Origin of the sequence: Sphingopyxis fribergensis, from assembly GCF_000803645.1 — a bacterium.
Taxonomy (GTDB): Bacteria; Pseudomonadota; Alphaproteobacteria; order Sphingomonadales; family Sphingomonadaceae; genus Sphingopyxis; species Sphingopyxis fribergensis.
Genome location: NZ_CP009122.1, coordinates 1,432,634 through 1,459,632, shown reverse-complemented (window position 1 = coordinate 1,459,632; position 26,999 = coordinate 1,432,634). Strand labels below are relative to the sequence as shown.

Annotated in this window: 23 protein-coding genes; 11 read left to right on the top strand and 12 right to left on the bottom strand. The window is 64.2% G+C overall.

Annotation, left to right across the window (positions count from 1 at the left end):
* Positions 1-98 precede the first annotated feature (98 nt).
* Genes SKP52_RS06790 through SKP52_RS06780 form a run of 3 tightly spaced genes read left to right on the top strand, consistent with a single transcriptional unit; the run spans position 99 to position 2,640 of the window.
* Positions 99-1,055 carry an alpha/beta hydrolase gene (locus SKP52_RS06790; RefSeq protein WP_052207933.1) on the top strand — a complete coding sequence of 319 codons (957 nt, stop codon included), beginning with the start codon at positions 99-101 and terminating at the stop codon, positions 1,053-1,055.
* Positions 1,052-1,630, top strand: a complete 579-nt coding sequence (locus SKP52_RS06785) for an FMN-binding negative transcriptional regulator (RefSeq protein WP_039573155.1) — start codon at positions 1,052-1,054, stop codon at positions 1,628-1,630. The genes SKP52_RS06790 and SKP52_RS06785 overlap by 4 nt, the downstream gene beginning before the upstream one ends.
* On the top strand, positions 1,627-2,640 hold the full coding sequence (locus tag SKP52_RS06780; protein WP_039573151.1) for a histone deacetylase family protein: 1,014 nt from the start codon (positions 1,627-1,629) through the stop codon (positions 2,638-2,640). Before SKP52_RS06785 ends, SKP52_RS06780 begins: the two co-directional genes overlap by 4 nt.
* Positions 2,641-2,866: 226 nt before the next feature.
* Here SKP52_RS06780 and SKP52_RS06775 read toward each other — a convergent pair whose 3' ends face one another.
* Positions 2,867-3,535: a DUF4197 domain-containing protein gene (locus tag SKP52_RS06775; protein ID WP_039573149.1), complete on the bottom strand. Its 669-nt coding sequence runs from the start codon at positions 3,533-3,535 to the stop codon at positions 2,867-2,869.
* 168 nt (positions 3,536-3,703) lie between these two features.
* Here SKP52_RS06775 and SKP52_RS06770 point away from each other — a divergent pair, with 168 nt between their 5' ends.
* Positions 3,704-4,606, top strand: coding sequence for a hypothetical protein (locus SKP52_RS06770; RefSeq protein WP_039573146.1), 903 nt, complete (start codon positions 3,704-3,706; stop codon positions 4,604-4,606).
* A gap of 118 nt (positions 4,607-4,724) precedes the next feature.
* Here the strand turns inward: SKP52_RS06770 and SKP52_RS06765 are convergent, their stop codons facing one another.
* Together SKP52_RS06765 and SKP52_RS06760 are read right to left on the bottom strand one after the other, a co-directional pair.
* On the bottom strand, positions 4,725-6,509 hold the full coding sequence (locus tag SKP52_RS06765) for a sensor domain-containing diguanylate cyclase (RefSeq protein ID WP_039573144.1): 1,785 nt from the start codon (positions 6,507-6,509) through the stop codon (positions 4,725-4,727).
* 68 nt (positions 6,510-6,577) lie between these two features.
* A complete protein-coding gene (locus SKP52_RS06760; RefSeq protein ID WP_039573142.1) occupies positions 6,578-7,186 on the bottom strand; it encodes a TetR/AcrR family transcriptional regulator in 609 nt (202 codons plus the stop codon).
* 82 nt (positions 7,187-7,268) lie between these two features.
* Here SKP52_RS06760 and SKP52_RS06755 point away from each other — a divergent pair, with 82 nt between their 5' ends.
* On the top strand, positions 7,269-8,711 hold the full coding sequence (locus SKP52_RS06755; RefSeq protein ID WP_039573139.1) for an 8'-apo-carotenoid 13,14-cleaving dioxygenase: 1,443 nt from the start codon (positions 7,269-7,271) through the stop codon (positions 8,709-8,711).
* Here SKP52_RS06755 and SKP52_RS06750 read toward each other — a convergent pair.
* From SKP52_RS06750 to SKP52_RS06740, 3 genes are read right to left on the bottom strand one after another with little or no spacing between them, the layout of a single operon-like run.
* Positions 8,632-9,492 carry a nucleotidyltransferase family protein gene (locus SKP52_RS06750; RefSeq protein WP_081997239.1) on the bottom strand — a complete coding sequence of 287 codons (861 nt, stop codon included), beginning with the start codon at positions 9,490-9,492 and terminating at the stop codon, positions 8,632-8,634. The two genes, SKP52_RS06755 and SKP52_RS06750, sit on opposite strands and share 80 nt — an antisense overlap.
* A complete protein-coding gene (locus tag SKP52_RS06745; protein ID WP_039573135.1) occupies positions 9,489-10,508 on the bottom strand; it encodes a D-alanine--D-alanine ligase family protein in 1,020 nt (339 codons plus the stop codon). Before SKP52_RS06745 ends, SKP52_RS06750 begins: the two co-directional genes overlap by 4 nt.
* Before the next feature lie 2 nt (positions 10,509-10,510).
* Positions 10,511-10,771: a hypothetical protein gene (locus SKP52_RS06740; RefSeq protein ID WP_148309041.1), complete on the bottom strand. Its 261-nt coding sequence runs from the start codon at positions 10,769-10,771 to the stop codon at positions 10,511-10,513.
* A gap of 63 nt (positions 10,772-10,834) precedes the next feature.
* Here SKP52_RS06740 and SKP52_RS24510 point away from each other — a divergent pair, with 63 nt between their 5' ends.
* Complete coding sequence (locus tag SKP52_RS24510; protein ID WP_052207930.1) at positions 10,835-11,845, top strand: hypothetical protein; 1,011 nt, start codon at positions 10,835-10,837, stop codon at positions 11,843-11,845.
* 120 nt (positions 11,846-11,965) lie between these two features.
* On the opposite strand, the gene rplL is transcribed toward SKP52_RS24510, so the two are convergent.
* Positions 11,966-12,337, bottom strand: a complete 372-nt coding sequence (gene rplL, locus SKP52_RS06730) for a 50S ribosomal protein L7/L12 (RefSeq protein ID WP_039580147.1) — start codon at positions 12,335-12,337, stop codon at positions 11,966-11,968.
* Between the two features lie 56 nt (positions 12,338-12,393).
* Positions 12,394-12,909, bottom strand: a complete 516-nt coding sequence (gene rplJ / locus SKP52_RS06725; RefSeq protein ID WP_037516086.1) for a 50S ribosomal protein L10 — start codon at positions 12,907-12,909, stop codon at positions 12,394-12,396.
* Positions 12,910-13,279: 370 nt separating this feature from the next.
* On the opposite strand from rplJ, the gene SKP52_RS06720 reads away from it, so the two are divergent.
* The 3 genes from SKP52_RS06720 to SKP52_RS06710 all read left to right on the top strand — a co-directional run bounded on the left by SKP52_RS06720 (position 13,280) and on the right by SKP52_RS06710 (position 14,759).
* Positions 13,280-13,723, top strand: coding sequence for an acetyltransferase (locus SKP52_RS06720; RefSeq protein ID WP_039573126.1), 444 nt, complete (start codon positions 13,280-13,282; stop codon positions 13,721-13,723).
* Positions 13,724-13,821: 98 nt separating this feature from the next.
* Entirely contained in the window at positions 13,822-14,427 is a 606-nt protein-coding gene (locus SKP52_RS06715; RefSeq protein WP_228383850.1) for a PadR family transcriptional regulator, read from the top strand.
* Between the two features lie 11 nt (positions 14,428-14,438).
* Positions 14,439-14,759: a DUF2218 domain-containing protein gene (locus SKP52_RS06710; protein ID WP_039573123.1), complete on the top strand. Its 321-nt coding sequence runs from the start codon at positions 14,439-14,441 to the stop codon at positions 14,757-14,759.
* 10 nt (positions 14,760-14,769) lie between these two features.
* Here SKP52_RS06710 and SKP52_RS06705 read toward each other — a convergent pair whose 3' ends face one another.
* The gene (locus SKP52_RS06705; RefSeq protein WP_039573121.1) at positions 14,770-16,170 is read right to left on the bottom strand and encodes an amino acid permease; all 1,401 of its coding nucleotides are present in this window, start codon (positions 16,168-16,170) and stop codon (positions 14,770-14,772) included.
* A 945-nt stretch (positions 16,171-17,115) separates the two neighbouring features.
* Positions 17,116-19,308 (bottom strand): TonB-dependent receptor, encoded by a 2,193-nt coding sequence (locus SKP52_RS06695; RefSeq protein WP_039573115.1) that lies wholly within the window; start codon positions 19,306-19,308, stop codon positions 17,116-17,118.
* 256 nt (positions 19,309-19,564) lie between these two features.
* On the opposite strand from SKP52_RS06695, the gene SKP52_RS06690 reads away from it, so the two are divergent.
* Both SKP52_RS06690 and SKP52_RS06685 read left to right on the top strand, forming a co-directional pair.
* Positions 19,565-21,736 carry a S9 family peptidase gene (locus SKP52_RS06690; protein ID WP_039573113.1) on the top strand — a complete coding sequence of 724 codons (2,172 nt, stop codon included), beginning with the start codon at positions 19,565-19,567 and terminating at the stop codon, positions 21,734-21,736.
* Positions 21,737-21,920: 184 nt separating this feature from the next.
* The gene (locus SKP52_RS06685; protein ID WP_081997238.1) at positions 21,921-23,057 is read left to right on the top strand and encodes a sensor domain-containing diguanylate cyclase; all 1,137 of its coding nucleotides are present in this window, start codon (positions 21,921-21,923) and stop codon (positions 23,055-23,057) included.
* A gap of 86 nt (positions 23,058-23,143) precedes the next feature.
* On the opposite strand, the gene SKP52_RS06680 is transcribed toward SKP52_RS06685, so the two are convergent.
* Complete coding sequence (locus SKP52_RS06680) at positions 23,144-24,448, bottom strand: sugar MFS transporter (RefSeq protein ID WP_039573110.1); 1,305 nt, start codon at positions 24,446-24,448, stop codon at positions 23,144-23,146.
* Between the two features lie 46 nt (positions 24,449-24,494).
* Positions 24,495-26,978, bottom strand: a complete 2,484-nt coding sequence (locus tag SKP52_RS06675) for a glycoside hydrolase family 3 protein (RefSeq protein WP_039580139.1) — start codon at positions 26,976-26,978, stop codon at positions 24,495-24,497.
* Positions 26,979-26,999: the final 21 nt, after the last annotated feature.

Sequence of the window (26,999 nt, the reverse complement as noted above, 5' to 3'; positions counted from 1 at the left end):
CCTGTCCGGTGCGGTGATTGGCCCAAATGGGCGATAGAGGCGTGCGCGTAAAAGCTATCACGCGATCAAAGGATTGTTTCGGGAAGGATATGCCTCATATGCCCAAGGGCCCCAGCGCCGTGCAGGACGACATGGCCGCCCCCGATATCCGGCGCTTTGTCGACGCGATCAACGCCGCCTATGCCGAACATGGCGCGCCGGCGGGGGCGAGCATGGCGGTGCGTCGCGCGGTCGCCGAGCGCGTCCGAACGCCGTGGCGCGAGGGTGGCCCGATAATGGCCGAGAGCGCCGAAATGGATATGGGCGGCGTCCGGCTGCGGCTTCATCGCCCCATCGCCGACACGAAGCTGCCGGTCATGCTCTACATCCATGGCGGCGGCTGGACATTGTTCAGCATCGACACGCACGACCGGTTGATGCGCGAATATGCTGCGCGCGCGGGTATCGCAGTGCTCGGCATCAATTACAGCCTGTCGCCCGAAAGCAAGTTCCCGGTCGCGCTGGAGGAATGCGCCGCGGCGCTCGACTGGATCGAAACCCATGCCGACGCGCTGAACCTTGACGCACGTCGCGTGCTGATCGGCGGCGATTCGGCGGGCGCCAACCTGTCGGTCGCGACCTGCCTGCTGCAGCGTCAGCGCGGTCGCCCGCTACCGGCCGCGATGCTGCTCAATTACGGCGCGTTCGCGCCCGAGCGAACGCCAAGCTATGGCCGCTTCGGCGCCGGCGACTATTCGCTCGAAGCCGACGAAATGGATGCCTTTTGGGCGTCTTATATCGACGACCCCGACCAACTCGCCGACCCTCTGGTCGCACCGCTCCGCGCCGACCTGAGCGGCCTTCCGCCCGCTTTCCTTGCCATTGCCGAGTGTGACATTTTGGCTGATTGCAACCATGCCTTTGCAAGCAAGCTTGAGGGCGCCGACGTGGCGACGCGGGCGGTCACCTATCAGGGGGCGACACACAGCTTTCTGGAGGCGGTGTCGATTGCGCCCGTCGCGGGCCGCGCGCTCGACGATCAGGCCGCATGGATTCGTGAGATCGTAAAGTCATGACCGGCCCCTACGAGCCGCGCGGTGCCCCCGAGATCGACCGGCTGATCGCAGAATATCCGCTCGCATGGGTCATATCGGGCGCGTTCCACGCCAGCCCGCTACCCCTGATCGCGGAGACCGACGATGAAGGCAGGGTGATCGCACTGCTCGGCCACTGCGCGCTGCGCAATGCGCTCGTCGCCGATTTCCGGGCAGACCCGCGCGGCCTGATCCTGTTCAACGGCCCCTCGGGCCATGTTCCGACGGCATTGGTTTCCAGGCCCGATTGGGCGCCGACGTGGAATTACACGGTGCTCCGCTTCATCGTCCAGGTCGAGTTCGTCGGCGATGAAACGCGCGATGCGGTCGAGCAGCTGGTCGCGAAAACGGAGGGCGGCGCCTGGTCGACAGCCAGCCTCGGCCCGCGCTATGAGACTATGCTCGATCAGATCATCGCCTTTCGCGCCCACGTCCGCTCCACCGAGCATAGCTTCAAGCTCGGGCAGGATGAGAGTCCGCAGGTGTTTGCCGAGATCGTCGCGGGCCACAGCGACCGGACGCTCGCGGCTTGGATGGAAGGACAGGCAAAGAGGTGAAGCTTTTCTTCGACGATCGCCAGTTGGCCCACGCACCGTCGCGCGAGCTGCACAATGGCGACTGGGTGCCCTATGCCGAAAATGTCGAGCGCCCGCGGTCGATCGTCGATGCCTTTACCGATTGGCGCCCCGTGCGCGATTTCGGCATGGCGCCGCTGCTAGCCGTGCATGACGCCGACTATCTTGCTTTCCTCGAGCGCGCGCATCGCGACTGGCTGGCGGCGGGACGCGATGGCGACGCGATCGGCTATACCTTCCCGATCCGGCGCCGCCGTCCGCTGAGCTTTGGCCGGATCGACGCCGATCTCGGCGCGTACAGCTATGACGCGGGAACGCCGATCGCGGCGGGGACATGGGAATCGGCCTATTGGTCGGCGCAGGGCGCTTTGACCGCGCTCGACCATCTCGCGACGAGCGCCGAGGCGCATGCCTTCGCGCTCTGCCGTCCGCCCGGCCATCATGCCGGGCGCGATTATATGGGCGGCTATTGCTACCTCAACAACGCCGCCATTGCAGCGCGCGCGGCGCATGACCGCGGCCTCGGCCCGGTCGCCATCCTCGATATCGATTATCACCACGGCAATGGCACGCAGGACATCTTCTACGAAGACCCCGCCATCTTCTTCGCCTCGGTCCACGCCGACCCGCGCACCGACTATCCCTTCTATTGGGGCCATGCCGACGAGCGCGGCGAAGGCGCGGGCGACGGGACGACGCTCAACCTCCCCCTGCCGCGCGGCACCAACGGCATAGCCTATGCCCCTGCCCTCGACACCGCATTGGCGGCGATTTCCGGCTGGGGCGCAAGATTTCTTATCCTGTCGTTCGGCGCCGACACCCACAGCAGCGACCCGATCTCGAGCTTCGCGCTCGAACGTGAGGATTATGCCGTGCTGGCGGCGCGCATCGCCGCGCTCGGCGTCCCGACGCTGATCGTGATGGAAGGCGGCTATGCCGTCGGCGACCTCGGCAAGAATGTCGCGGCGTTTCTTGCGGGTTTCGAGGGGTAACGTCCGCTTTTGGGGTGGTGAGCTGCCGTTCACCCTCTCCCGTCGGGAGAGGGATACGCAGGCTTGGTTGCGCAGCAACCTAGCCGAAGTTGGGTGAGGGATCGGCACTCGACTGCGCAGACGAACCTCAGACACCCTCACCCAACCCTCTCCCAAAGGGAGAGGGCTTTATGTCCACTACTGGTCGAAAGCCGTCATCCCGCCCCTGCCGCCTTCCAGCCAAAATCTAGAAAATCCCCTTGAGCAACTCCGCCGGGTTCCGCCGCAGCGCCGCCTCCTCGCTCGCCATATAATGAAAAATGCCCTTCAGCGCCTGCTGCGTCACCGACCGCGTCAGCCCGTCGCGCGTCAGCCCAGCCGACGCCATCAACTGATTGCCCTTCGACAGTTGATCGAGCTGGCGATAGGCGCCGACATTCTCCAGCGCCGATCCAATAAGCGGCGACACCTTGGTGAACAGCACGCTGCCCGCGCTCGTTTGCAGATAGCGTGTCGCGCCATCGTTCTTCGTCGCCAGCGCCGGCGCATCGGTCCAGCGAAGATTGTCGATCGCGGCGCGAAACACCGGCTTGGCCTCGCCCGCGGCCTTGCCGCCGGCGTCGTTCAGGCTTTTGGTCAAATTGGTCGTGAGCCCCAGCTTGTCGCCCATGCCAAAGAGTTCGGAGGCCAGCTTCCCGCCCGCGCCGGGCAACAGGATACGCACCGCGGTATCGCGATAAAAAGCGCCCGGCTGCGCCAGTTTGTTGAGCGCACCATCGGAAGCGCCCGCGATCAATCCCTTCACGCCGCTCTTCGGCAGCTTCGCCAGGGCCCAGGGTGCCTGCGCCAACGCAACCATCCCGGCCGCGCCCGCGAGCAACGTCCGCCGCGCCATCATTGCTTCGTCTGGTTCCATGACGCGATCTCCCCTGCCCTGCGTTCGATAGAAGCATGTCTATCAGCAAATTGGCTACCTGCCGACGCCGGAAACGGTATAGAGCGATGGTATGATTTTGGGCCTGAATTCACCAAGCCGAGCGGCGTAATTTATCTGTCGACGAATCTTGCCGATCAAGGAAACCCCATGCCCGCCCCTATTCGCATCCTGCTCCAGACGACGATCCCGACGGTCGCGGATGATTGGCATATCGGGCGTTTCTCGATGCTCCGCGACTATCTGTCGAGCCTGACCGACGAGAATGGGCAGCCGTTATGCGCCGTGACCGCGCGCGACCGCACTGCGCCGGGCACTCCGGACCCCGTCCTTTCGACGATCGACCAGTCCGACTTCGACGAGCTTTGGCTTTTCGCGGTCGATACTGGTGACGGCCTGACCGAAGCCGATTGCCAGGCGATCAGCCGCTTCAGGGAGCGTGGGCGCGGCCTGCTCGTGACGCGCGACCATATGGATCTGGGCTGCTCGGTCTGCACCCTGACCGGCGTCGGCAGCGCCCATTTTTTCCACAGCACGCGCCCTGAACCCGATCCGGCCCGCCATGTCGCCGACGACCGCGAAACGAGTTACATTCTCTGGCCAAACTATCATTCGGGTGCGAACGGAGATTTTCAAACCATCACGATCGCCGACCCGCCGCATATTCTGCTCAGCGATCCGTCCGCAGCCGATGGCCTGGTACGCTATCTGCCGTCCCATCCGCACGAGGGCGCCGTCGGCGTCCCCGAAGACGAGACATCGGCGCGCGTCATCGCGACCGGCGTGAGCCAGGTGAGCGGCAATCGCTTCAACCTCGCGATCGCGTTCGAACCGACCGCGGATGGCGGCCCGGCGCTTGCGCAGTCCACCTTTCACCATTTTGCCGATTATAATTTGGATCCGGCGAAGGGTTGCCCGACCTTCGTGAGCGAGAAGCCTGGCAATTCGCTGGCGCATTCGCCGGAAGCGCAGCAGTCGATCCGCCAATATGTCCGCAATCTGGCGATCTGGCTTGCCGGACGGCCGCTCGACCGGGATATCCAGACGCGATAGGACACATCATATCCCAATATTCGTCATTCCCGCGAAAGCGGGAACCCCGTTGCAACATGTCGTCGCCCTCTAAAGATGAGTGGCAAAGCTTTGGCGCTAGGACGTTAATTCGCGGCAATCACGCCGCGCTGCGCAGTCGGTTCCGTCCCTCGCGCTTCGCGACATAGAGCGCCTTGTCCGCGCGGTGCAGCAGTTCCTCGACATCGGCCTCGCTGTCATAGACCGCCAGGCCGACGCTGATCGTCGCATTGGGCAATCCCTCCGTATCGGCGGTGCCAGCCTCGACTGCCTTGCGGACGCGCTCGGCGACGATTTCTGCGGCCTGCGCGCTCGATCGCTGGAGGATGCAGACGAATTCCTCGCCGCCGATGCGGCCGAGCATATCCTCGTCACGCAGCGCCACCCTGGCGCGCTGCGCGACGCGGCGGATCACCTCGTCGCCCACCGCGTGGCCGTGGGTGTCGTTGATCCGCTTGAAATGGTCGATGTCGAAGATCGCGACCGCCAGCGGCGCGCCATGATCGCGCGCGCCGGCAAGCGCCTTTTCGAGCGAGGCCAGCGTATGGCGGCGGTTCGGCAGGCCGGTGAGCATATCGGTGTTGGCAACGCGTTCCGCCGCACTCCGCGCCGCTTCAAGAATCCGGGCGTTCTCGACCGTCTCGCTCACGTCTTGGACGGTGCCGAAAATGGCTATAGCCTTGCCGCCGCGCGCCATTTCGATCGATCCGTGCGATTTGACATGCCGGATTTCGCCATCGGCGCGCAATATTCGGCCCTGAAATTCGAAAGGTTCGCCGGTGCGGACCGCCTCCAACAGAATCTTTCGCACCGCCAGCCGATCCTCGGCCACATATTGCTGGACGCTATAATCGACGTCGACCGGACTTCCGGGCTCCAGCCCATGGACGCGGTACGTCTGGTCCGACCATGTGATCGTCCAGCCGACCAGGTCGACGCGCCAATGCCCGACGAGCGCCGCAGCCTCGGCCTGGAGCAGCCAGCGGTTGCTCTGTTCGAGCCGTTTTGCCAGCCGCTGGCGCCCGATCAGCAGCGATGCAAGCGGCAGGGTCGTGAACAACAGGATCAGCAGGTAGAATTGCAGGAACAGCACGCGCGTTTTCTGCACGCCCTCGATCGCAGCGATCGGCCCATAATCCTGCCCCGTCAGCAGCGAAGCGATGATCGTGACGATCAACATACCCGCGGCGGCACCAAAGGGCCCCAGCCGATAGGCGGCCGCAATCACCGCGATGCACGGCAGGAATGTCACAGGAAACTGCGCCTGCGAAAAACATAATATGGAGACCAGCCCGGTGACGGTCAGGATCGCCGTCGCTTCGGCCTTCATCCGGGTCGAGGCATTGGTCAGCGCATTCGTGCCGACCATGCGGGCGAGCATCACGATCGGCGGCGTCACGATCAGCATCCCCAGCAACACCGTCGTCAGCCATGACAGAAAGAAATCCGGGCCCTTCCCTGCCAACGCCCACGCGAGGGCGGCGCTGACCACGCTGGCGGTGAACGCCGCGATGCAGAAGCTGATGACCGAGCGCGGCACCATGAACGACAGTTCACCCGGTTCGCGGTGACGCAATATCCACAGCGCGACCACCGCTTCGCAGCCATTGGAGACGGTGAAGGCGAGGCTCGACCATAACGGCGCGCCGCCATGGAAATTCGCGCCCACGCTTGCCGCCGCCATCCCCGCAAAAGCCGCGATGCGCGCAGACGTCGGCATCAGGATCAGAAGCGCGAGGAAATATCCGCTCGGCGGCCATACCGCCGCGATATTGTCGGCGCCCTTGGTGGCGTAAAGCGACAGGCTCGCCAGCAGGAAATATCCCGCTGCGGTGAGCAGGAACCAAAAGACCGCTTCGACTCTGGGGGACGGCGACTGGGTCATGCGACCAGTTAACCGAAAAGGGTAAAATAAACCGCTAATAATAATCACCGCGCGCACCGCGTTCGTGCTCAGCCAACCCCGCCAAAAGTCAGCCCGACAACTTCGGCGACCTTCGCCTCGTCCCATTCGATGCGGCGGTCGAGGATCAGCATCGCAAGGCCATGCACCAGCGCCCAGGCGTGAAGCGCGGCGGTATCGGGGTTTTTGACGCCGGGAAGCGCCTCGCCGACCCCGGCCCGCAGCAAATTATAGGCGACCTCGCCGCCATCGTCGCCTTCCTTGCGGTCGAGCATCTGGCGCGTGAAGCTCAGCCGGAACAGCGCCGGCTCGTCGTGCGCAAAGCGGACATAGGCGATGCCGGTCGCCTTGAAGCCTGCGACCGCGCCGCCCGCCTTCAGCCACGCCTGCGCTTGCAGCGCGCCGAGCCGCCGCAGCCCCTCGTCCGCGAGCGCGTCGAGCAGCGCCTCCTTGTCGGGGAAATGGCGGTACAGCGCCGTGGCGCTGACCCCCACATCGCGGGCGAGCGCGCGCAGCCCGAGCTCGCCCGCGTCGCCCTCCTCTAGCCGCTTCAGCCCCGCCGCGATGACCGCCGCGCGCAGATCGCCATGATGATACGCGCCGGCCGCCTTCGCGCCGCCGCCTTTTATGTTGACACTGTTACCTTGGTTCGTCATCATGTTGTCACTGTAAACATATCGAGTCGCTCGCACAAGCCCCCGCCACGCGGCACTTTCGCCAATATCCGTAAGGAGCAACATCATGGCAAGCAACGTCGAAACCCTGATCCGCGGCGCCGTTGTCAAAGGCATCGGCAAAGTCGCCGACTTCAACCGCAAGCGCCTCCCCCGCCCTACCGACGCGCACCCTTTCCTCACCGGCATCCACAAGCCGATGACCGAGGAGTTCACGCTGGAGCAATTGCGCGTCGACGGCGAGATCCCCGCCGCGCTGACCGGCCGCTACCTGCGCAACGGCCCCAACCCGGCCGCGGCGCCCGATCCGGCGAGCTACCACTGGTTCACTGGCGCCGGCATGGTCCACGGCATCCGCATCGAAGGCGGCAAGGCCGACTGGTACCGCAACCGCTGGGTCCGCGGCTCGGAAGCCTGCGCCGTGCTCGGCGAAGAGCTGCCTCCCGGTCCGCGCGCCGAGAATAACGACGCGCCGAACACCAATGTCGTCGGCCTCGCGGGCCGCACCTTCGCGATCGTCGAGGCGGGCGGCAAGCCGGTCGAGCTCGGTTATGAACTGAACACGATCGCGCATAACCCGTTCGACGGCACGCTGGTCGGCAGCTTCACCGCGCACCCGCATCACGACCCCTTCACCGACGAGATGCACGCCATCACCTATCGCGGCGACGAGCCGAACAAGGTCTGGCATGTCGTTCTCGACAAGGATGCGCACGTCATCCGCGAGGAGGCGATTGCGGTCAGCGACGGGCCTTCGATCCATGACTGCGCGATCACCGAAAAACATGTGCTGGTCTTCGACCTGCCGGTTACCTTCTCGATGAAGATGCTGCTTGCAGGTTATCGCTTTCCCTATGCGTGGAATGAAGCGCATCAGGCGCGCGTCGGCCTCCTCCCGCGTAACGGCGGCGGCGACAGCATCATCTGGGTGCCCGTCGAGCCCTGCTATGTCTTCCACCCTGCCAACGCCTATGAAACCGCCGATGGCAAGGTGATCGTCGACGTCGTCGCGCATGAAACGATGTTTGCCGAGTCAAAGCGTGGCCCCGACAGCCAGAAGTCGCGCCTCGAACGCTGGACGATCGATCCGGTGGCAGGAACGACCACCCGCACCATCATCCACGATCACGCGCAGGAATTTCCGCGCTACGACGAGCGGCTGACGACGCGACCCTATCGCTATGCCTACAGCATCGCGATCCCGGACGGCGAATCGACCGAGTGGGCCCTGGCCGAAACACGATTGTTCAAGCACGACCTGGAAGCGGGCACGGTCGGCATCCATGATTTCGGCCCCGGCCGCCACCCCGGCGAGTTCGTCTTTGTGCCGCGGAGTGCCGATGGCGCAGAGGATGACGGCTGGCTGATCGGGCTGGTCGTCGACATGAACCACGAGACGACCGAACTGACCATCCTCAACGCCGATGACTTCAGTGGGTCACCGCAAGCTGTCGTTCACCTGCCGCACCGGGTTCCCCCTGGCTTTCACGGGAGCTGGATCGCGGATTGACGATATCGGGGCGCTTCATCAGCGCCTCGGTCACCCGCAGCGACCTTTCATTGTCGACATCGATCGCCGTCGCCCCGTTGCGCACCAGCAGCGGGGCGACTTCGACTTTCAGCTGGCGAGAAATGCGCTGGAAGATGTGGTGGATGGGCCCCAGTCCGAAACGGAAGCGGAGCAGGTTGATGAGGCCAAAGGCCTGCATGACGCGCAGCGGCTTCTTGACGAACTGGCCGCCGCCGCGAAACGCCTCGGCCGCGCGCAGCGCATTCGGGTTACCGATCCAATAGGCGTTGCAATTCGACACCGCGACGTCGGAAAATTCGTAAAAGCGCCGCTGCCCTTCGGGATGGACCGCCAGCACATCCTCGCGTCGCGCGAGCGCCACGCCGGCATCGGCGCCGAGCCGTTCGGCCTCGGTTCCAATCTCGGCGATCGTCGCGGGGGTGAGCAGGCAATTGTCGGCGGTGGTGATGAGCAGCGGAAAGCTGGCGACGCCCGCGATCGCAAGCACCGAGTCGGCGAGATTATCGGCCGCGGGCACGACGATCAACCGATCACCGAGCAAATCGACGACCGGATCCTCGAGATCGCCGAGCAGGTCCGCGTGATGCGTCGAAACAAAAACCTGCCGCGCGCTGCTATCCGCGGCGCTTTCCAGGACATGCGCGATCATCGGCCGCCCGGCGACGGGCACCAGGCATTTATCGGCGACGCCATGCGCCTCGGCGAGCGCGTCGACCGCGCCGGGACGGCGGCCGGCGAGGATCAGGACTGACCCGCTCATGCGGCGTTCCGCTGCGCCGTCGGCGCGATCTGACGGAGCATGCTTTCGGCAACGATCGTCTCGATCAGGCTCACGTGCGTGAAACCCGCGGCGACCGCCGAGCGCGAGAAAAGCTTTTCGGACCAGAGATTGCAATTCAGATTGACCTCGAGCAGCCGGACATCGCCCGTCGCGTGATCGACGCGGAACTCGAAGCGGCCATAGTCGAACGGGCGAAAGATGTCCGCCATGCGTTTTGTATAGTCGGCGATCTGGTCGCCGATCGCGGGATCGTCGAATCGCTTGATGCAATATCCGACGTTGCCGACGAGGTCGCGCTTTTCTTGATAAGTGCGAAGCTGGGTCGGATCATGCTGCTCGAAGATCATCATTGGCAGCATCGCCGGTTCTCCGCCGATCGTGATCACCGGCACCTCGATATCGCTGCCGTCGATAAAGGGTTCGACAAGCGCGTCGTGGTCGAGCGCGTGGATTTCGAGGATCGCCTGCGCGAGTTCGGCGCGGTCATGTGCGTCACGAACGCCCCAAGACGCCGAACTGTTGTTCGGCTTGATCACCCAGCGCCGTGCCGGCGGGCAGCGCGCCACGTCGACCGGGGCGCCGCGGCGGAACAAGGCCCAGGGCGCGGTAGGCACGCCGCGCGCCGCCGCCTCGAGCTTGGTCAGATGCTTGTCGTCGGACAGCCCGCGCACGATCGGCGATGCGCCAAGATAGGGTAGGCCGTGCTGGTTGCAGAGCAAGGGCAGCAGCATTTCCGAATTGAAGAAGCCGCCGCGGTTGAGCAGCGGGAAGACGAAGTCGGCGGCGGGTCGGTCGAACAGTGCGGCATAACTGTCGGCGATCAGCAGTTCGACGCCAAACCCCTCGAGCGTCTCGCGCATCTCGCGGTGATAGAGTGCATGATTGCCGTCGTCGGCGTGCAGCCCGCCGGTCCAGCGCGCATGCTTGGCGATGAAGAGAAGCCGCTGCGTTTCGCGCAGACGGTTCGGCAGCCGGGTCGGCGCAAGGTCGGTCATTTTCATGGTGCGGCGTTGACCACGCCCAGGTTGCGCAGGGATGACGAATTGGTGACTGGGGCGCCACCAAAGCGCAAGATCAGTGTCATCATAAGGCGCTCCATCGCGGAAATGCTGACTTGCAAACAAGCCTTTGCCGGGATGACGGCCCTCGTCGCCTGCCCGCGAAAATGGTCACTGGCGACGACCAACGACACCGGAATCTTCGCTGTGCCGTTCGACGAACACGGCTCATCGCGGAATTTGCGCTTTCGGCGCAGCATTTTCGTCCGCCGGTTCGTTCGTCCTTCACTATGACAAAGAATATCGCCCTCTCCCGCCCCGCCATGAGCGCGATTGCCGCGTTCCTGGTTTTTTCCACCCCCAACGCTTTTGCACAGGAAACTCCGACGGTTACGATGACGCCCCCAGTTGCTGCGCCGACGCCGCAGACGCCGCCGACGGTCGCTGAGCCGAGCACGCCCGCGCCGGTCGCCGCGCCCCAGGCGGCCCAGTCGCCCGCGCCAGCCCCTGTGATCCGCGTCCCGCTGGATATTGCACCTGAAACAACAGCTCCGGCGCCCAAGGCCGCCGAACGTGCCGCCGCCCCCGCCCCGCGCGTCGAGCGGACGGCACAGCGTGCGCGACCCGCAGCTACGGCGCCGACCGCCGCAGCGCCCACTGCCGCCGCGACGCCTGCCGCCACGCCGGCAACCGATGCCCCGCTCCTTGACGAAGCGGCTCCGATCGCAGCGCCGGTAACGCCGGCTGTGGAACCGATCGCCGAGCCGGAGCCGGTTGCGGTCGAACAGGCGACAGGAAACGAGTTTCCGTGGGAGCTCGCCGGCGGTGCCGCCGCGCTCCTCATCGTCGGCGGTGTTGGCCTCGCCTTTGCCCGTCGCCGCCGCACGACCGGCGAGTTTCATGAAGACACGCCGTCCTATGAATATGAGCGCAGCTCGGCCGCAGCCGAACCGGCGGCCAGCAACGCTCAGTGGGTCACCCCCGCCTATGCCGCGCGCGAAGAGGTCGCTCCGCGGACCGTTCCTGCCTTCGCTGCGGCGCCCAGTGGCAGCATGGGGCGTCACGAAGCGATGGCGATGGCCGGCCCGACCGACGACAATCCCTTTGCTACGCTCAGCAAGCGCCTGAAGCGCGCGCGCTTCCTGGATCGCCAGGAACGCACCGCCTATAACGAGACGCTGGCTGGCCAGAAGGATGTGGCCCGCAAGCCGGTCAGCGCCTGGGAAATTGCCCAGCGCCCTGCCCCGGCGATGCAGGAACAGGAAGTCCATCGCCCCGAACCGGCGCGCGTCCGGACCTCTACCAGCTTCCGTCCGGGCTATTCCAAGAATTAGGCCGGATACTCCGCGGTGGTCCCCTCACCGCATAGAAAAAGGGCGGTGCCTCGCGGCACCGCCCTTTTCTTTTTTCGCTGGAACCCGGCCGGTTCAACCGGCCGGACCCTCGCCAACTGATTACTTCAGTTCGACGGTCGCGCCAGCAGCGAGCAGCTTGGCTTTCAGCTCTTCAGCTTCAGCCTTGTTGACGCCTTCCTTGACGGCCTTCGGTGCGCCTTCGACAAGCGCCTTGGCTTCGCCAAGACCCAGGCCGGTGATCGCACGGACTTCCTTAATCACGTTGATCTTGTTGCCGCCGTCACCCGTCAGGATGACGTCGAATTCGGTCTGCTCTTCAGCAGCCGGGCCAGCAGCGGCAGCAGCCGGAGCGGCAGCAACAGCAGCGGCGGCCGAAACGCCCCACTTTTCTTCGAGCATCTTCGACAGGTCAGCCGCTTCGAGGACGGTCAGAGCCGACAGTTCTTCAACGATCTTTGCAAGATCAGCCATGTTCATTCTCCATCAGAACCGGGATATCCCGGCAGTAAGTTTCAATTAGTTCGAAATCACGCTGCTTCTTTGGCGGCATATGCGCCAAAAACCCGCGCCAACTGGCCCGCCGGGGCTGCGGCAATCTGCGCAACCTTGGTGGCCGGAGCCTGCACCAGACCGATGATCTTGGCGCGAAGCTCGTCGAGCGAGGGAAGCGAAGCCAGCGCTTTCACGCCATCCACGTCGAGAACCACGTCGCCCATGCCGCCGCCAACGATTTCAAGCTTGTCGTTGGTCTTGGCAAATTCCACGGCGATCTTCGCAGCCGAGACCGGATCGGTCGAGGTTGCGAGGGCCGTGGGACCGGTCAGCAGTTCGCCGATACCGGTGTAGGACGTGCCATCGAGCGCGATTTTGGCAAGACGGTTCTTCGTGACGCGAAAGTCGGCCCCTGCATCGCGCATTTGCTGGCGCAGCACCGTCGACTGAGCGACGGTCATGCCGAGGTTGCGGACGACCACAACAGCAGCAGCTGATCCCAGCGTAGCGTTCAGCGAGGATACGGCTTCGGCCTTTTCCGTACGATCCATGCCTATACTCCACTCATCTGCCCAGATGCGCTGGCGCCGAAACGCACGCGCCGCCGGGCGGCTAACACACGCAAAGCCGGACGCGAGCCAAGGCTCGCCTGTCTTTGCGCAACGATGTCCGATGGGGTCGGTCAAGACGCGTCGCCTGATCAAACAGGCGGGCGACCGAAAAAGACTGTTCCCCGTCTCGGCTGGAAATTAAGAAGGGCAAATCCCCTTCACCAACTGTCTCGGACGGAATTGCCGCAGCCGGAGCCTTGGCAACACGGGGGCGCTAATAACCTCGATGAGCGCAGAGTCAAGGCCAAGGGCGGAATTTGGGTCGCTTTCCGCCTTGGCGCGCCCCGTCGTGATAGATTAAAGCCCCGCCATGATACGCATACGCCGATCCTCCGCGGCCGACGGAGAGCGCGCCGTCCAGATCTGGCGCGACGCCGTCGATGCGACGCACGACTTTCTGACGACCGCACATCGCGCCGCCATCGAAGCCGAAGTTCAATCCTTCTTGCCCACTGCGCCGCTCTGGCTCGCGGTCGACGCCGACCACCGAGCGATCGGCTTCATGCTGCTCGACGGATCCAGTATGGAGGCGCTGTTCATCGATCCCGCGCATCGCGGCGCCGGTGTCGGGCGCGCGCTGGTTGCGCATGCGCTGGAGCATGAACCGACGCTGACAACCGACGTGAACGAACAGAACGGCCAAGCGGTCGGCTTTTATGAGCGCCTGGGTTTCGTCGCCACCGGCCGGTCGGAGCGCGATGGCCAAGGGCGAGCCTATCCGCTGATCCATCTGCGCTTCGCGCGCCAGAGCTGATCGCCGCATTTCCGTCGAGAATTTTTCCCAAAGCCCCTTGCGCATAATTTCTTAAGATATATCTTAGACACATCTAGAATCACCCTAAGGAACGACAAATGATATTCTATTCGAAAATGGAAGGCCGCGGCTGCGGCGGACGGCATGGAATGCACCGCGGCGGACGCGGCTTTGGCCATGGTTTCGGGCACGGCTTTGGCCCCGGCCGGCGCGGTGGCGGCGGCCGGGGCGAGCGCCGCGAGCGGCGGCGCATGTTCGATGGCGGGGAATTGCGGCTCGTGCTGCTCAAGCTGATCGCCGACGAACCGCGCCACGGCTATGACCTGATCCGCCACATCGAGGAGCTGACCGGCGGCACCTATGCTCCGAGCCCCGGCGTTATCTATCCGACGCTGACGATGCTCGACGACATGGGGCTGATCGAGGCGAAGCAGAGCGACGGCGCGAAAAAACTTTTCGCGATCACCGACGCGGGGCGCGCCGAACTCGACGCCAACAGCGAGATCGTCGAAGCCGCGCTCGCCCGTCTAACCGCGGTCGGCGAGGAAACGCAGCGCACCGACTCGGCTTCGGTTCGCCGCGCGATGGGCAATTTGCGCGCCGTGCTGATGAACCGCCTCAGCGACCGCGACTTGGGCGATGCGGCGCTGCACGACATCGTCGCGCTGATCGACGAGGCGGCGCAAAAGATCGAGCGGCTGTAAGGAGCATTGGCATGACGATTTCGGCCACGGCCAAAGTGCCCACGGCGCACGCGAGCAAATATCTGCAACAGCTCTGCAAACACTGGCAGCATAACCTCGCGGTCGAGTTCACCGCCGACCACGGCACCGTGACCTTTCCGAAGGACGCGCGCGGTGCCGACTGGCCGGGCGACGCGTTGGTAACCTTCGATGCTGGGCCCGACGCCTTGTCGGTCCGCATCGATGCCAGCGTCGGCGGACAGCTCGAAGGACTGGAGGGTGCGGTGGCGCGCCACCTCGACCGCTTCGCCTTTCGCGAGGCGCCGTTGGCGTTCGACTGGCAGGCGGGCTGATCTCGAGCAATCAACCGATAATGGCGTGTCGGCGGGCGTAGAGGAAATAGACCGCGAGCCCGCCGATATTCCAGATGAGGAACCACAGTTGCGTCTGCGCCGGCAGGCTGAAGAACAGATAGATGCAGCCGAGCACCGCGATGCCGCCGACCACCCACGGCATCGGCGCGCGGAACGTGCGCGGTGCATCGGGCGCGCGGCGGCGCATGATGAGCATGCAGATCGACACCGCGGTAAACGCAGCGAGCGTACCGGCGTTGGCAAGCGCGGCAAGTTCGCCCAAGGGGATGAAGCCCGCCAGCACCGCGACGACCAGCGCGGTGAAAATGGTGATCCGCACCGGCGTCCCGCGCGACGACAGCTTGGCAAGGCTGGCGGGCAGCAATCCGTCGCGCGCCATGGTGAAGAAGATGCGGCTCTGCCCATAGAAAAAGGCGAGAATGACCGTCGGCAGCGCGATGATCGCCGAGACGGCAAGATATTGCGCCGCGAGCGGACTGCCGAGTTCGCGCAGGATCAGCGCCAGCGGTTCGGGGCTGTTCGCGAAGCGCGTGTAGGCGATCGCGCCGACGGCGGCCACGGCGACCCCGATATAGATGACGACGCAGGCGAACATCGATCCAACGATGCCGATCTTAAGATCGCGGTCGGGGTTCTTCGCTTCCTCCGCCGCCGTCGCGATCGCGTCGAAGCCGTAGAAGGCGAAAAAGATGATCGCCGCCGCTGCCATCACGCCGCGCTCGACCCCGTCAGGCCCCATATGCTTGGCAAAGCCGAAGGGGCTGAAGGGTTCGAGATTGGCGGCGTTAAACGCGGGGAGCGCGACCGCGACGAACACGACGAGCGCGACGATTTTCACGAGCACGAGGATCGCATTGAGCGTCGCACTCTCGCGCGTGCCGACGAGCAGCAGCCCCGCGACGACCGCAATGATCGCAATTGCGGGCAAGTTGACGATGCCGCCGAGTTCGGGGCCCTGCATCAGCGCCATCGGGAACCCCGCCCACGCCTCGAGCAAAGGCGCGGCATAGCCCGACCAGCCGACCGCGACCGCGCTAACCACCAATGAATATTCGAGGATCAAGCTCCACCCGACGATCCACGCGAGCAATTCGCCGATCACGACATAGCTGTAGGTATAGGCGCTGCCCGACGCGGGGATCATCGTCGCCATTTCGGCATAGGCGAGCGCCGCGCAGGCGCAGATCAGGCCCGCGATGCCGAAGGAGAGGATCACCGCAGGCCCCGCCTTGTCGGCGCCGACGCCGATCAGCGTCAGGATGCCCGTGCCGACGATCGCGCCGACGCCGAGCGCGATCAGGTGCGGCCAGCCGAGCGTCCGCGCCAGCGTTTGTTCGCCCTCGCGCCGTTCGGGAACGATCGGTTTGCGGCGGAACAGGCTGTCGGACATGTGGTGGGCTCCCCTTTGTACTTTGGGGTGCTTTTAAGGGGGTGGCGGCACAGCGCAAGCCGCTCAGCGGAGAAATGGGACGGTGACTTTGGGGTGGGAAACGGGATTCGCTTAAATCAACGAGGTCCGATGATCTGGGGTCTGTTTAGATCGCTTCGCGGTTCATTTTCGACGAACAATCGGCAACGGCCGACTAGAGAAAGCAAACCTCGATCCGGCTGAACATCTTCGCCCACCAAGTAGGGCCGTGTGACATATGTAACGGTTGCAAAGTCATAATCATGTTCTCGTATCGAGATACGAGCGCTTCGGTCGCCCACACGTTAAAAAAACACCCCATTCCAGTCCGAAGCTTCAATCCCATATTTTCGATCGTCACCCCTGTATGACCCATTTTCGAGCCAACTTCCGGCTTTCAAAAATCCAGTCGTATCCTCCAATACGAACAGCACTGTTCGCCCCCTGAGGCCATCTGGTAACCAACGCGATTGGAGAATTAGAGACTGCGGTCGATCGCTTTTGTCGATCCCGGTGCATTTTGCGCTCTGCGTTTGGAGCTTATGGGGACCGTCGCTCGAATGCCCTGGAGACGTCGGAAGCGCGTGCTCCCGTGCCGGTCTCTCCTATTCGTCTTTTGGTTTACCGATGCTTGGCGAAGATGAGATCAGTGCCAACATAATGGCAGGCACGGTCAGGATATTGGCGTTCATATCCGCATGCTTTCACAGTTTTCTAACGTCCGCAATTGGTCGCTAGCCGTCGTTCTATATATATTCGTCATTCCCGCGAAAGCGGGAACCCAGTGTGGAATCAGCCTAAGCACGCTCTGGGTCCCCGCTTTCGCGGGGATGACGAAGTAAGGGGATCGGCCGCTTCTGGTCGAAACCAGCCACCATCAGAAGGGCCGCCCCGCCTATCCCGGCAGGGCAGCCCCTTTTCCTGACCTCAGTTCAGGCTGAACCGCACCGTCGCGCCCAGCGTGCGCGGCCGGGCGACCGAACCCGCAAAGGCGAAGGGTGCATTCAGGATGCCGTACTGGTTGAACAAATTCTTCGCGAACAGGCTGAGTTCGATCCGGTCGTTCACCGTCACCGATGCGTTGAGGTCGACAAGGTGGAAGTCGCCCTTTTCCAACGACCCCGCGAAATCGACCGGCGCGCTCGACAGATAGCGGTGCGCGATGCCGAAGCGCGGTTTCAGCGGCGCGTCGGCGAAGCTCAGGTCAAGCGAGTTCGACAGCGTCCATTCGGACGCCCCCGGCAGGCGCGTTCCCTTGGCATAACCGCCGCCCGGCGCGAAACTGTCGGGCAACAGCGTCGACAGCCGCGCGTCATTATAGGCGATATTCGACGAGAAGCTGAGGTTGCGCGTCGGACGCAGGTTCAGGCTGATTTCGACGCCGTCGATATCGGCGCCGCCGCCATTCACCGTATAGGCGTTGAAATCGACCGGGGTGAACAGGCGCGCCTGCACATTGCCCCAGTCGATATGATAGGCGGTGACATCGACGCTCAGCGTCCGGTCGATCAGGTCGAACCGCGTCCCGACCTCGTAATTCTTCGTCGTGTCGCTTTCAAAGGTTAGCGGCAGGCCGGGAACGGCGGCCGAATAGACGTTGACGCCGCCGATACGGAAACCTTCCGAATAGAGCGCATAGATCATGAAATCGTTCGACGGCTTGTACGTCAGCGAGACTTTCGGAATGAAATCCGAATCCTTGTCTGCCGCGGGCGCGAAATCGAACGGATCGACCAGATTGGCGTTCGGGAGATATTGCAGGCGCGGGCGCGAGCGATATTCGAACAGGCGGCCGCCGACCGTCAGCGTCAGCGCATCGACGATGTCGAACGACGCCTCGCCGAAGATCGCCTTTTCGGTCACGCGGTTGCTGCTGATCGTCCGCGTCGCGAGGTCGCCCGGGGCAAGCTCGCTGCCCGGCTGGCCATCGAATTCGCCGGGGTTGGCGTCGATATAGTCGGCGATGCCCTCGATAAAGGTGCCGTCGGTGTTGTTCGAGCGGAGCCGCGTGTAATTGGCGCCGAGCAGCCAGCGGAAGCGTCCGCTGTCGGGCGATGCCAGTCGCAATTCGCCATATTCGGTCTTCGACTTGCCGTTGCTGCTCGCGAGTTCGGGCGTGTCGGTGCGCGGGTCGTTGCCGCCGAAGATCGAATTGTCGAACGCCAGGTTCGCCTTCTTCTCGGTATAGCTGCCGACGGCAGTCAGCGTCGCAAAGCCCAGATCCTGCTCGATCCGCAGGCTGTGCATCATGAAGCTCGTGTCCTGAAACTCGGCGACATTGGTCGCGCGGTCGAATGTTTTGGGCGGGCCGAAGATCACGTAGGTCTGATCGTCGAGATCATATTCCTGATACATGCTGAGCGCCGAGATGCGCGTCGCCTCGTTCGGGGTGAAGACGATCGACCCTCGCAGGCCCCTGACCCTAAGGTCGTTGCTGCCGTTCTCGCCGAGCAGCGTGTTGTCGAGATAGCCCGCGTCGTAACGCTGGAGCGCGACGAGACGGACGGCGAGCTTGTCGGTCGCGATCGGCACGTTGACCATCGCCTTCGCGGCATAGCTTGCCTCGCCGGCGCCCTTGGTGGTGGCAAGATTGCCTTCAAAGCCTCCGTCGAAACGGCTGGGATCGGCCTCGTTCACCACATAGTTGATCGCGCCGCCGAGCGACGACGAGCCGAACAATGTGCCCTGCGGGCCGCGCAGCACCTCGACGCGCGACACGTCGAAGCTGTCGACGTCGGGGATGACGAGCGGGAAGCCAGGTTCGATCAGCGGGACTTCGTTGAGATAATAGCCCGTCGTCGCCTGGTTCGCTTCGTGATAGGTCGACGAGGCAACGCCGCGGATCACGACTTCGGACACGCCCGGCTGGTAATCGTTGAAGACCACGCCGGGGACGCGCGTGATATAGTCCGAAAGGCTCTGGGCGTTGAGTTTCTGCAGCGTCGCTTCGCTGACCGCCGACACCGAGCCAGAAACGTCGCGCACCGATTGTTCGCGCTTCGCCGCGGTAACGACAATCTCGCTGTCGTCGGTTTCCTGCGCCAGCGCGATCGATGCCTGCCCCAGCGCCAGGACCGAAATGCCGCACGCCGCGAGCCGCCTGATCGATGCAAACCCCATTTTTGCCTCCCTTATTGATAATGCCTATTGGTAAGAAGATCCGATGCTCAAGCTATCATGCGAAACTGGCGTGACGGCGATGGTCGGGCCAGTTTCCAGCCGGATCGGGCCAGCGCGCCCGCGCCGGAAAGCGGGGTTTAGCCGATGCTGACAGCCAATTTGCCCGATTGGTGGATTGGGTGGCCTGATCGGCGCAGTAAGCCAATCGCGGCTCCATACACTGGACGCGAGAGCCCCACCGGGCGAGAGAGGTCGCATGCAGAACATCGACAACAAGGGCCGGCGCGCGTTTATGAGCAGCGCCGCGATGGCGGCGCTCTGGCTAGGCAGCCGCGCGGCGTGGGCGCGCGAACAGGGCGCCGCCGGGCGCTGGCCGAGCGTCGAGCCGCCGCAATCGCCGCGCATTTCGCATGTTATCGACCAATTAGGCCGCCAGCGCGACGACGCCTATAGCTGGATGAAGTTCATCCCGGCGAGCGGCGAGCGCACGCGGGACAATCTGCCCCAAGCCGTCGGCGCCATGCTGAAGGCCGAGAATGACTATGCCGACGCGCTCCTTGCGCCGCTGGCCGGCGAACGCGCAAAGCTGCTGGACGCGATGCTTGCGCGGGCGTCGAGCGATGTGGCGGCGCCCGCGCTCGAAAAGGATGGCTGGGACTATGGATCGGCGCGGCCCGCGGGCGCGGCTCACGCGATCTACACGCGCACACGGATGAGCGAAGAGCCCGAGGAACTCGTCGACGAGGCCGAGCGCGCGAAAGGTCAGCCCTATTTCCGCAGCACCGGGCATCAGCCTAGCCCCGACCACCGCTATTTCGCCTGGGCCGAGGATGTCGTCGGCAACGACCGCCACCGCATTGTCATTCGCGATAACCAAACCGGCGACGTGCGGACGATCGTTGACAAGGATGCCTATGGCTATGGCGGGCTTGTCTTCGGCCCTTCTTCGCAATGGCTGTTCTGGATATGGCGCGATGCGCGCAACCGGCCGACGCGGCTCTATCGCACCTCGGTCGACGGCAAGACCACCGAGCTTGTCTATGAGGAAAAGGACCCCGCGATCTTCATGCAGGTAAAGCGCACGGCCGCCGACGGCTTTGTCGCGCTGACCCTCGCCGGTCCCGAGACCGCCGAAGTGCGGCTGGTGCCCGCCGCCGACGAAACGGGGGCACCCATTGTCGTCTGGCCGCGCAAGACAGGGGTGCTCTACGACATCGAAGAGTGGGACGGCGGCCTGATCGCGCTCACCGACGCCGGCGGTGCGTTCGATATGACGCTGCTGCGCCTCTATCCAAAGAGCTTTCGCACCCGCGGAACGCTGGTGCCTCACCGCGCAGGAACGCCGATCCTTCAGATCCTGCCGTTCAGCCAAGCCCTTGTCCGGCTTGAGCGCGCCGACGGCCTGCACCGGATCGTCATCCTGCTCCCCGACGGGACGGAACGGACGGTCGCCTTCGACGATCCCGCCTACACGATCGAATTGCCGCCCGAGCAAGGCTATGGTGCTTCGTCGGTGATGATCGTCCACCAGTCGCCCAAATCGCCGCGCCGCTGGATCCGCGTCGATCTGGCGAGCGGCGAGCAAACGATCATCCAGCGGCAGGCGGTCGCCAATTTCAACCCCGACGATTATGATGTCGAGCGGCTGTTCGCGCCCGCCCCCGACGGCGAAATGGTGCCGATCACCCTGCTCTCGCGCCGCGGCGCGCCGAAGGACAGCAAGGCGCCGCTTCTGCAATATGGCTATGGCGCCTATGGCGTGCCGAGCGATCCCGAATTTTCGATCCCGGCGCTCGCGCTCGTCGATCGCGGCTGGCGCTATGCGATCGCGCATGTGCGCGGCGGATCGGAGAAAGGCCGACGCTGGTTCCTCGGCGGAAGGAAGTTTACCAAGCGCAACAGCTTCACCGACTTTGTAGCCTGCGCCGAACATCTGGCAGCCGAGGGCTATACGGCCAAGGGCAAGGTCGTCGCTTACGGCCTGTCGGCGGGCGGGCTGCTCGTCGGCGCGAGCATGAATATCGCCCCGACGCTGTGGGGCGGCGTGATCGCGCAGGTGCCCTTCGTCGACATGCTCAACACGATGAGCGACGGCGCGCATCCGCTGGTGCCGCTGTTCCGTCCCGACTGGGGCGACCCGCTCGCCGATCCCAAGGCATATGACTATATCGCCTCGATCTCCCCCTATGAAAATGTCCGGGCGGCGGCTTACCCTCCCCTGCTCTGCACCGCGGGGCTCAAGGACGACCGCGTCGCCTATTGGGAGCCCGCGAAGCTGGTCGCCGAGGTGCGCCGCCGCTCGACGAGCGGCAATCCCGCGCTGTTGCACACCGACATGGACAGCGGCCATCAGGGCAGCGCCGATCTGGCGAGCGAATATCAGCAAAAGGCGCTGTTCTGGGCCTTCGCGATGCGCTGCGTCGCCTGATCGAAAGTCCCGAAAGGCGGGCAATGCAAACCTGTCCGCTTCGTGTCCGAGAATGTGCCAATCGCACAATCGTTCCAGCAGTGAGCGGAGCCAAGTTTCTGTTTTGACGGGCCGATCGGACCGATCGCGCCAAAACGGATGGGGCTCGCCTTAAATCTCCCCTTCACAGCCCGTTAAATGTCGCATGACCACGAAAGCAACACAATCGAACGAGCCGGTAGGACGGTTCCTGGGTTGGCTGGGGCGCCGCAATTCGCGCGGCGCTTCCCCCGAAGGGGGCGATGCACCGCCCGATGTGGGGGGGGCACGGAGCTTCGCGCGGCAAGTTCGATACGAACTCGCCGCGTCGATCACCTCTTTCCTTGTCGACAATGACCTTGATGTGTCGCCCGCCAATTTGCTGCTCGCACATAGTGCCTTTTCGGGCCGGAATCCGCGGCTCGCAGGGCAGATCGCCGCGCAAGCCCAGTCCGCCGACGGCATCAATCAGAAATGGCTCAACGAACTCGGCGAAGAAGACCGCGGCCTGCCCGACCGCGTCGAACTCGACCGGCTGATGGCGCGTCTCGAAACCAATATCGAAGCGTTCCAGGCGAATACGAAGGAAGCGCGAACCGTCACCAGCGACTATGGCTCCGAGCTCGAACAGCATGTCGTCGACCTCGAACAATTGCAGAAGACTGGCCGCATCGTCTCCAGCCTCGCCGACTTAGCCAAGGTCATGCTCGACCGCACGCGCAAGGCCGAGGACGACATGCGCAAGAGCGAGGATGAAGCGAAGGCGCTGCGCCGCAGCCTCGATCGCGCCAAGCGCGACGCCGAACTCGACTATCTGACCGGACTGCCCAACCGCCGCGCCTTCGAAATCCTGCTCGAGCGCCACTATAAGGAAGCACGCGCCGCGGTCGAACCGCTCAGCATCGCCTTTTGCGACATCGACGAATTCAAGAAGGTCAACGACCTCCACGGCCACGAAGCCGGTGACCGCGTCATCAAGGCGATTGCCGATACGCTGGCGCGGATATCGAACGACCATTGTCACGTCGCGCGCCACGGCGGCGAGGAATTCGTCATGCTGTTCCGCGGGCTGACCCCGACGCAGGCGGCCGAAAAGCTCGACGATGCGCGCGAAGCTCTGGCCGACCGGCGGCTCATCAACCGCAAGACCGACGAGCCCTTCGGCCAGATTACCTTTTCGGGCGGGGTCGCCGACGTCTTTGGCTATGGGGACACGCGCGCGGCGCTCAAGGCGGCCGATGCCGCGCTCTACAAAGCAAAGGCTGGCGGCCGGAACCGGATCGAAATCGCCGACCCGGCCTGAATTCAGCTATTCCCGCGAGGGGGCGGGAGGCCGCGGGCGATCGCACACCAGAGCGCGATCACCCGCGGCTTTATTCCGCCTGGCGGCTACGTGGTCGTCCGGCGCGCCGCCCACAAACCGAAACTTGCGATGATCGCATAACAGATCAGCGGCACCGCCAGCGCGAGACGGATATCGCCGCTCAGATCGGCCACCGTTCCGAACAGGAACGGGACGATCGCCCCGCCGATAATCGCGGTGCACATGATGCCCGATCCCTGCGGCGTCCGTTCGCCCAGCCCCTCGGTCGCGAGGCTGAAGATCGTCGGGAACATCAGCGAATTGCAGAAGCCGACAAGGATCAGCGCCCAACCCGACAGTGCACCCGTCGTCAACGCCGACAGGATGATCAGCGAAATCGCACCTGCCGCAAAGGTCGCGAGCACCCGTCCCGGTTTGGCCAGTCGCAGGATGAAACCGCCGAGCAATCGGCCGACCAGAGCGCCCAACCAGTACATCGCGACGAGCTTGCCCGCGGCCTGAAGCCCCAGCCCCATCACGCTCGGCTCGGCAAGATAGGCCATCAGGTTCGAGCCGATCGCGACTTCGGCGCCGACATAGACAAAGATGCACAGCGCGCCGAACTGCACGCGGCGGTTGTGGGTCAAGAGGCCCCAGGTGCCCTCCAGCTTCACATCGTCGGTCTTCGCATGGTCGATCGCCGACCGATACATCCAGAACACCGCCGCAATCACCAGCATCAGCACCCCGAGCCACATATAGGCGGTGCCGATCGATGCGCCCTCGGCGACGCGATAGGCCTGAATTTGCGCCTCGCTCGAGGTCTCGGCGTCGATCGGCTGTTCATCGCCGAGCAGGAAGGTCGCGCCGCCGTAGACCATCAGGAACACGCCGATCGAATTGAACGCCTGTGCAAAGGTCAGCCGGCTGTGCGAGGTTTCTACCGGCCCCAGCGTCGTGATCACCGGATTCATTGCGACCTGCAAAACCGTGATCCCCGCGCCGATGCAAAAGAGCGCGGCAAGGAAACCGGGATAGGATGCCGCAGCCGAAGCGGGAATGAAGAGGAAGGCGGCGGCGGCCACGATGATGAACCCGAGCACGAAGGTGCGGATATAACCGAGCTTCGACATGATAATGCCAGCGGGGATCGAAAAGGCGCCATAGGCGATGAAAAACGCCATCTGCACAAGGTTGGCCTGCGCATGGGTCAGGTGGAACATCGGCTTGAACTTGCCGACCAGCAGGTCGTTGATGTTCGTCACCCCGCCAAGCAGGAAAAACACCGCAAAGGCGAGGATCAGCACGACTTTGGTGCCGCCGCCGACCCTGCCCGACTGTTCGACCGCGTTCGGATCCGCACTTGGCGCGACGTTCGGAGCCAATGCCATGTCTCTCTCCCTATATTTTATTAAGCCAACCCGTGTGCGGGTTTGGTTATTTGGCCGCCGGCGGGCAAGGCAGATTCTCCCCGACCGCCTCGACATTCGTATTCAGCAGCGTCGCGGCGAAGCCCTTGTCGCTTTGGATCGCGGCGGCATAGTCGACCTGCCGCAGATTGGCGCCCGCATCGGCGAAGCATCGGAGCGGCACCTTGATCGTCGAGACCTGGCCCTTTGGCGTCGCCTTGACCCAATCCGAAATGTCGAACGCCTTGCCGCCCAGCGCGAGGCTGACCGGCGCGCTGCCGATCGCATCGACCCGCCATTCGAGACGCAGCGCAAAGCTGTTGTTGAGCTGGCGCGACAGGTCCGCATAGGGCCCGGTCAGTTCGAGCGTCGCGGGGCCGGTCCAGACGAAGGACTTGCCATCCTCCTGCGCGCGCACGTCGACCGAGCGCGCCGCGATCATGCCGCCGGGGCTCGCGATCGGCGCCGATTCCACCGGACGCTTGCCGCCCGCATCGGTGATCGAAAGCACCCACGGCGCCCGCGCGCGGCCGCCCGAGAAGAAATTTTCGACGTTGAGCGCCGCGGCAATATCGACCCCCAACTCCTCCGAAAGCTGCGGCACGCTCGTCGTCGCACCATATTTCAGGCCATAGCCGACCGCAAACTGCGGCTTTTCGACCGGCGAACGCGCGTCGGCGGGCCAGGCGAAAGGCAGCGTGCCGGTAAAGCCGCGCACCGTCTTGCCGTCCTTGCCCGCAACGAGCACATCCGCGACGCCGGCACCCTGCGAGCCCGGCAGCCAGCCCGCGACGAACGCATCGGCGGCGTTGATTTCGGGGTTGGTGAACATCGGGCGCCCCGACAGGAACAGCGCGACGACCGGGATGCCCGCGGCTTTCAGCGTCTTGAGCGTCGCAAGATCGGTCGCCTCTGAAGGCTGATAGTCGAGCGTTGCGACGTCTCCCTGAAACTCGGCATAGGGCGCCTCGCCGAAAACCACGATCGCGACATCGGGCTTTTCCTTATACACCCCGCCGTCGGACAAGGTCGCGACGCCGCCCGCATCGCGCACCGACTTGTCGAGCGCTTCCCAGATTGTCTGCCCGTTCGGAAAGTCCGACCGCACGACGTCGGTGCCCTGCCAGCTGATCGTCCACCCGCCCGATTGGATCGCCATGCTGTCGGCCGCGGGGCCGGTCACGAGCACGCGCGCGCCGGGCTTGATCGGCAGCACGCTTCCGTTGTTCTTGAGCAGCACGAGCGACTTCGCGACCGCTTCGCGCGCGACGGCAAGATGCTCCGGCGTCCCGACGGCTTTCACGACGCTGCGGTCGACATGGCCCTCGGGGAACAGCCCGAGCTTGTATTTGACGCGCAAGATACGCCGCACCGCGTCGTCGAGCCGCGCCACCGGAATCGTGCCGTCCTTCGCATGTTTCAGCGTGGTCTCGTACAGACCCTTCCAGCTGTCGGGCGCCATGAACATGTCGAGCCCGGCGTTGATGGACTGTGCGCAGTCGGTGACGCTGCACCCGGCAACCTGTCCATGCCCGTTCCAGTCGCCGACGACGAAGCCCGCAAAACCCATCTTGTCCTTGAGCGCGTCGGTCAGCAGCCCCTTGTTGCCATGATGCTTGACGCCCTGCCAGCTCGAGAAGCTGGCCATGACCGTCAGCGCGCCCGCGTCGATCGCGGCGGGGTAACCCATGGCGTGCTTGGCGATCAGCTCTTGCTCGTCGATCTTGGCGTCGCCCTGATCCTTGCCCTCGAACGTCCCGCCATCGGCGAGGAAATGTTTGGCGGTCGCCGCGACATGTTGCGTACCGACGGTCTTGCCGGCGACCAGCGGCCCTTGCAAGCCGATCACCATCGCCTTGGCATATTCGGCGATCAGTTTCGGGTCGGAGGCATAGCCTTCATAGCTGCGGCCCCAGCGCAAATCCTGCGGCACCGCGAGCGTCGGCGCGAAGGTCCATTCGATGCCGCTGCCCGCGATTTCGGCCGCCGTCACCGCGCCGATCCGCTGAATCAGTTCGGGATCGCGCGCCGCGCCCAGCCCGATATTGTGCGGGAACAGCGTCGCGCCGGGGATATTATTATGCCCATGGACGGCATCGACGCCGAAAATGATCGGGATCGCGACGCCATTGGCCTGCGGGCGCAGCGACACCGCGCGGAAATCGCCGACCAGCTTGGCCCAATCGGCCGCGGTCGACCGTTCGTTGCCGTTCGGGCCGCTGTTACCGCCCGCGAGGATCGACCCCAGCGGATAGGTTTCGAGATCCTTTGGTGTGATCGTGCTGATATCGGCCTGGATCAGCTGCCCGACCTTCTGTTCGACCGTCATCTTCTTGATCAGCGCGTCGATGCGCGCTTCGGTCTTCGAATCTGAAATCGCCGCTGGGCTTTTTGCCGCCGGCCAAAGCTCGGGATGAACCGCTGCCGCGTCCTTCGCCGTCGTTTCGGGTGCCGCCACTGCGGTTCCTGCCAAAAGCAGCGCGGTCGCCATGACCATTGCCTGTCGGCGCATCGTCTCTCCCATCCCTCTAAT